4 protein-coding genes are annotated in these 6,532 nt (G+C 40.2%); 2 read left to right on the top strand and 2 right to left on the bottom strand.

All coding sequences use genetic code 11. From position 1 onward, the window contains the following. Positions 1 to 238 precede the first annotated feature (238 nt). Positions 239 to 2,623 (bottom strand): polysaccharide biosynthesis tyrosine autokinase, encoded by a 2,385-nt coding sequence (locus H6F63_RS18785; protein ID WP_190639030.1) that lies wholly within the window; start codon positions 2,621 to 2,623, stop codon positions 239 to 241. Positions 2,624 to 2,881: 258 nt separating this feature from the next. Next, positions 2,882 to 4,417: a glycosyltransferase family 39 protein gene (locus H6F63_RS18780; protein ID WP_199298140.1), complete on the bottom strand. Its 1,536-nt coding sequence runs from the start codon at positions 4,415 to 4,417 to the stop codon at positions 2,882 to 2,884. 138 nt (positions 4,418 to 4,555) lie between these two features. Between H6F63_RS18780 and H6F63_RS18775 the strand changes: the two genes are divergently transcribed. Together H6F63_RS18775 and H6F63_RS18770 are read left to right on the top strand one after the other, a co-directional pair. Further along, positions 4,556 to 4,705 (top strand): hypothetical protein, encoded by a 150-nt coding sequence (locus tag H6F63_RS18775; RefSeq protein ID WP_190639029.1) that lies wholly within the window; start codon positions 4,556 to 4,558, stop codon positions 4,703 to 4,705. 25 nt (positions 4,706 to 4,730) lie between these two features. Next, entirely contained in the window at positions 4,731 to 6,263 is a 1,533-nt protein-coding gene (locus H6F63_RS18770; protein WP_199298139.1) for a glycosyltransferase family 39 protein, read from the top strand. The last annotated feature ends 269 nt before the right edge of the window (positions 6,264 to 6,532 follow it).

The following is a 6,532-nucleotide window of genomic DNA, read 5'->3' as shown; positions in this document are numbered from 1 at the left end:
TATCTTTTTCTAAAAACTTAGAAAATCACATTGGGGCTATATGGTATTTTATCCATCATTATAATGCGTCGCTATCTATGTAGTAATTTTTTCACTACATATTTACCACTACCGCGGATTTATCACTACTTCTATACCACTACCGAGTCACGCACCTACAATGCTGGGCAACTAGCAAACAAACTTGAGCGCCACACCAATTATTAGGGTGGGCATTTCCCACCCTAATAACTAATGACTAATTACTGCGGACGTTAAATCGTTTCTGCAAGAGTTTTTTGGCATTTTCTACGTCCGAATTTTCAGAAGTGTAGTAGCGGGTGTAGTAATAGTAAGAACCGCTGGTTCCTCTCCTGACACCGTTAGCTACCATACCCAACACAGGGGCGCTGGAAATTTTCAACGCATCTATGGCTTGCAGTAGCACGGAACGGTCTGTTTTACCCAGTCTGGCAACCATGATCACGCCATTGGTATGTACAGCCAAAAGTCTGCCATCTGCCAAACCCAGAATAGGCGGCGTGTCATAGATAACCAGGTCAAAAACGGCGTTTAACTGCTCCATTAAATACTGCATTCGCTTAGAGGAAAGCAGCCTGGTGGGATCTGGCGGGATTTGTCCTGCTGTGAGTACGTACAGGTTATCCCAAGAAGGTAATCGCTGAATGGCTTCTCTGGGGGTTAAACCAGTCGCTATGACATTGCTGAGTCCCTGGTTATTTTCTAAACCCAGAACGTGATGAACTTGGGGACGGCGCAAATCTGCATCCACTAGCAGGACTCGCTGACCCATTGCGGCGGCGGCTTGCGCTAGGTGGACGGAAACGGTAGATTTCCCGTCTGCGGGGGAGGCTGAGCTAACTACTAGGGAGTGAATGGGGGTATCAGAACCGAGAAAGCGAACATTAGTATGCAGGGAGCGGAAGGCTTCTAAGAAGGGTGAAGCGTTGTACCAGCTAGCTTTGCGGTTGTTGGCTCGCTCTCTTGCGGTGGTTTCCCTGGCTTGGTTCTGCGCTTTGGTGTGACTACTTTCACCTTGCGTTAAGTTGACTAACTCGACTATTGGCTTGAATAGCTTAAGTTCTTTTTGATGTGGAATAAGTCCGAGAAGTGGCAAGCGGGTGCTTTCTTTGAGTTCTTCAGGGGAGTGGAATACGTTGTCTAGTCGTTCTGCGAGGATGGCGGCTGCTAGTCCTAACATTAAACCAGCGATCGCTCCCATAATTATATTCCGCTTCGGCTTGGGAAAGATTGGTTCTTCCGGCTTCTGGGGTTTGGAGATCAGCTGCCAAGGTAGAGATTTTTGCGCTGCTTCAATCTGGAGAGTTTCTTTGACACCGAGAAAGCGGTTTAAACTCTCGGTGGCTACGTTGAGTTCTCGCTGTAAATCCGTGTATTGACGGGCAATTACAGGCAATAATCTTACTTGTTGATTTAAGATATTTTCGGCTCGCGCGATCGCTTGATAGCGCACCTGCAAAACCTGCATTTGGTTAGCCGCATCAACATATTGCTGAGTTAGTTCTAGGCGAATTGAATTTGGAGAAGCAAGGGAAGGTTCATTAGTAACAGCGGTAGTTCCCAGCACCGCCGCCGCCTCTTTTTGCAATAAAGGCAGCAAATTTTGCCGTTGGTTTTGTAGTGCCTGAATATTGGGGCTTTCTGGCAAAAACCGCGCTGATTCAGTGGCGAGTTTGGTTTCTACTTCCTGTAACTTTTTGAGTAAGTCTTGGTAGCGCGGTGCTTCTGAGAGTGCAGCAGTTGCGATCGCTTGTTGCGGTGGTATGCCTAACTGTTTTTGTAGCGCTGCATACAGCGAACTTGCTTCATTTTGTTTTACACGAGTATCTAATTTCTGTTCCTCTATCTCAGTTACTTGCTGAGCCAGTTGTTTTGCTTGTTCTTCCGGATCGAGGATATTGTAACGTTGGCGAAATGTTTGCAGTTGTCCCTGGAGTTTGTCCACTCTTTCCCGCAAAGCAGGCAATTGACCTTCTACAAACTTAATTCCCTGGTTGAGGTTGCTTTGTCTCTCTTGCAGCGAGTACCTGAGATAAACTTTCGCTAGTTCAAATAAGACATACTTAATTTTGTCCGGATCGGTATCGCGGTAACGGACTTCTAAAATTTTCGTTTTTTCCAGCTGGATAATATTGAGTCGGTTTTCCACAACCATTGACTCATAGCTGATGTCGGGATAGCGTTTTTTCAGAAATTCGACAATCCCCGCCATTCGTTCCGAACTAAGTAAAACTTTAATTTGGGTTTCGTAATCTAAACTAGACTCTTGTAGATCTTGAGCGACACCAGGCACTTGAGTTAATTTACTTAGCTTATTTTCAGCTGTAACTGGTTCTACCAGTAGCTGGAAGCTGCCTTCATACTTGGGTGTCTGGCTGTATGTCCACGCCCCGACACCAGATGTCACTGCGATCGCCACCCCCAAAATCACCAAGGCGCGGCGACGCACCACCATCAACAGTTGACGCACATTCAATTCGTCGCGATCGCCTTGTGGAAACTGAGTTTCCTCGTTTAGCGACAAACGCGATAAATCGGTGTCTTTACGTTGCTTGCCATTCCCGTTAGACGATGACGGTTGAGAATATTGACCCGCTTCCATCTAGACCCCTGCCCTATCAGTATGCTTTTTTGACCCGACCACCAGGTAAATTTCTGGTTCTTGCCTAATTTTGCACTATGAAAGCCCAATATGCTACACGTCAGCAGTCATATTGTTATACGATGTTGCATTCCTACAAATAATCCTCACACCCGCCACCTACCCCTAATATGTAGGTTCGCCGCTCGGTACTCAACCCAGCGAAGCAGTAAACTGGATGAATTGTTTGGTTTCTACGAACTTCTCTGTTTTGCTAAACTAAGTTTCATCACCACCCTGCTGTCTCATCTTTTCCAGCTCGTTTCCTGATAAGCGATAAATTTTTGCTACTATCCTTCCATTATTTGAGAAAGTTTTCACTAGTTCATATTGCTCCCAATAACTCGGTTTTTTTCCTAGTATATTTTCATTCCTAGTTTGGGGATTTTTGATGTGTATTAGATAGGTATATCCCAACAATTTATTAGCTTCCGCTTCTAATTCTACATTTTGAAATTCTGTAGGTACATAATATCTAGCAATACTTTTCTTCTCATTCGTTAAGTAATATCCCCGCTCACTTAGTGTTTTAATATACGTCCCAATTTCTTCCCAATGCCTATAATAGGGAAAGGCAAATGCACTTTGTTTATGCTTTTTCGGAAGTTCTATCATCAAGAAGTTTTTATCTTCCCAAGCATACTCTTTACTATGATCCACAAACATTACATGAGCAAGTAAAAAAAGTAACAAACACATTACCGCTTTTATCGACAAAAATTTAAAATTTACTTTAGATTTTCTGTTAACTAAAAATTCTAATCTGTCCAATCCATAGGCGATTAAAATACAAAAAGGTAATATATATGTATAAATATGTGTTCCCGGCTGGCTAACTAATACTTCCATAACAACAAAAGGGAACAAAAACCAAACTATAACTGAAAATGTATTTTTTATCTTAGACAGAGACAAAGCGCCTAATATGGCATATAGGTATATGACAAAGATTGGATTGTAAATCTTGAATGTACTTATTGAATCTTCTGGTCTCGTGCTTATTCTATTCGCCCAATATTCTTTAGTGGATTCGGAGACAGATAGGAAAAAAGGTACATAAAAACTACCTATTATTCCTACCAATATAAGTAAAGTAAAGCTCAAATGTTTAAATTTAACTTCTTTTGACAATATACTTTTATCTGTATACCAGCTATAGAGAACGTAACAAACGAAGGGCGCTATAAAAATCCCATCGAAATGTGCAAGGATAGAAAATCCCCAAAAAGTTATTCCCAAATATAAACCCGAAACTCTCCACTTCTCATTTTCCATATACAGAGATAAAAAATATAAAGCTAAAATTGAAAATAAAATTACCAAAGATTGGTATTGAGCTATCCTGGCAAAAGCAACAAACAAACCGTTAGTTGCCATAAAAAAGGCCGAGTATAAAGCAATTTTTTCTCCAAAATGGAGTTTGACGAGCTTATAAAAAAAATATACAGCGAGTATTCCTGCTACAGCAAAAGGTAGTCTAACAAAAAACTCATTATCATAGTTATGGTTAAATATTTTAATAATATAGGTAACAAAAAATTGAATTGGGCCCTTCCTTTGGCTGAACAAAAATTCAGATATTCCTTGCCCTGCTTCGGGTCGGTACAATGCCCTAATCTCGTCGCCTTGATAATCTGAATATCCTAGATTGATTAGTCTTAACCAGAGGGTAACAAAAATTAGATAAATTAAAGGAAAAGCCTTTATAAGCTTTTTCATCTCACCTATACCGCTTAAATTCTTAACTTGATTCATGTAATGATAAGGTGTTTTTTTATTCCTGACAAGCTAAGAACGTCGTTCTCCATCCCGCATTAGTCTGAAAACCCTCGAATCGCAACTTTGGGTTCTGGTGGGTTATTGCTGGAGGATTGCTCTTCTCACTCGTGCTGTATGTCCCGTTTTTGGAATTTGTCTGCGGCTCAAATTCTTCAACAAATGAAGTTTACAACCGTAGATTTAAACACTCAAGATGCCAAACAACCCCTGAGCGAGTATAGTATCAATCAAGTGTGTCTTTTCCTTAAGTATGCCCAAGCTTAAAACAGTTTTTATTAACGTCTTCATAATGTCTCTTTATATTGGCTTTGTTCTCGCCATCAGACCAGTGAGAGAAACCTTTGAATTTGACTATGATGAGGGACTAAACTTAATTAAAGCGCTTTTATACTCGAAAGGCTTTTCTCTTTATACGCAAATTTGGAGCGATCAACCGCCTCTTTTAACGGTTACTTTATCACATTGGTTCAGTTTATTTGGATATTCAGTTTTTGCGGCACGCTTGCTAATTTTGCTTTTTTCGGCATTATTAGTTTGGTCATTTTATCAAATTATCCGCTACTCTTTGGGGCTGATACCAGCTCTCGTAGCGACGCTGTTATTATTAACTTCCTGGCTATTTGTTAGGCTCAGTATTGCCGTGATGATTGGCATTCCCACTTTGTCCTTGGCTATGTTGTCTATTTATTTCCTGACCCTATATAAACGCCACTCTCGTAAAATATTTATTATTTTATCAGGAGGCTTGTTTGCTTTATCTTTACAAACGAAACTTTTTACTGTCTTTCTTATTCCTCTGATGCTGCTCTATTTGTGCGATTTTCAAATTATAGATTGTAATGCAAATAATAATCCAGAGGGTAAGGTTTCTTCCAACCCCCTACCGACCAAGAGAGGGGTATTCAATTTCTCTCTATCTCCTATAAGCGAAGAAGGTCTGCTAGTTAAGCCTGTCTTGTCCAAATATAACGTCTGGTATTCGCCTTTGCTTTGGCTAGGTACTCTTTTAGGAGTTTACGTTACTATTGGCATCTTGTGTAACTCATTAAATTATGAGCAGCTATTTCAAGCTCATTTAGGAGAAAAAACAAAAGCTGGATTTAAAATTTTTAATAATATTGATTATTTGCGCTTCTTAATGATTCAAGACTTGGATTATCTATTTCTAGCTTTGATAGGTGTTTGGGGAATTTTTATAAATAAACAAAGAGAAGGATTTTTGCCTTTAGCGTGGCTGGGGACAGCTATTTTACTTCTTTTAAACCATAAACCAGTTTGGGATCATCACTACACTTTGTTGGCAATTCCGATTGCCTGGCTGGCTGCCTATGGAGTTGCTTTAATTATTGATTTTTTTCCCGCTGGCTGGAACTCTAATTTCAATTCACTGAAAATCAAAAAGCTAGTTTTACCAGGAATTGCAACAGCAATTCTAATTTTGTCAATGATTGCAATTCCCGCTAAGCCTAAAGGCAAACCACCAAAAAATATTGAAGTTATGAATTTGGTGGTAAGATATAAAAATTCTACTCAATGGCTATTCACAGATCGTCCAATATACGCATTTTATGCAGGGTTGCCTGTGCCGCCAGAAATTGCGGTAATATCAGAAAAACGATTTAATTCAGGAAATTTGACCAACGACGATTTACTGACGATATTACAAAAATATCGTCCAGAGCAGATTGTGTTTGCCAGGTGGACAGAGAGATTCAAAAGTGACGAAAAAATCAGCGCTTATATTAAAGAAAATTACTCAAAAACATATGAAGATGAGAAAGACACTGTGGAACACTATGTATTAAAAGAATTTTCTAGGTAAGATGGGCGCGATCGCTTGCATCTGGCTTCGCGTTTTGGTAGCCTGCACTACATCATAAAAATTTACAGAATTAACGCTTGTGGCGATCGTCGCCCAGGCTACCAATAAACTGAAACTACCTAAATTAGAAGATTGTGACTACATTGCGTTCAATGCAAAATCACGCGATGTTTTGGAAAGAACGGGAGGTTAGGGGAAGAACCAGTAATGGTTCAACTCCCTCATCAATCTCCCCAAAAATCGCTTCAAAATCCAAAATCCAAAATTGT

It is taken from the genome of Trichocoleus sp. FACHB-40, assembly GCF_014695915.1.
In the GTDB taxonomy this organism is placed as follows: domain Bacteria; phylum Cyanobacteriota; class Cyanobacteriia; order Cyanobacteriales; family FACHB-T130; genus Funiculus; species Funiculus sociatus.
The sequence above is the reverse complement of the archived record's forward strand: the minus strand, read 5'-3'. Positions and strand labels throughout refer to the sequence as shown.

What these genes read in the sequence shown, in the direction of transcription:
- H6F63_RS18775 (WP_190639029.1), top strand. Translation starts at nt 4,556, where the DNA reads ATGTCCCGTTTTTGGAATTTGTCTGCGGCTCAAATTCTTCAACAAATG.
- H6F63_RS18785 (WP_190639030.1), bottom strand. Translation starts at nt 2,623, where the DNA reads ATGGAAGCGGGTCAATATTCTCAACCGTCATCGTCTAACGGGAATGGC.
- H6F63_RS18780 (WP_199298140.1), bottom strand. Translation starts at nt 4,417, where the DNA reads ATGAATCAAGTTAAGAATTTAAGCGGTATAGGTGAGATGAAAAAGCTT.
- H6F63_RS18770 (WP_199298139.1), top strand. Translation starts at nt 4,731, where the DNA reads ATGTCTCTTTATATTGGCTTTGTTCTCGCCATCAGACCAGTGAGAGAA.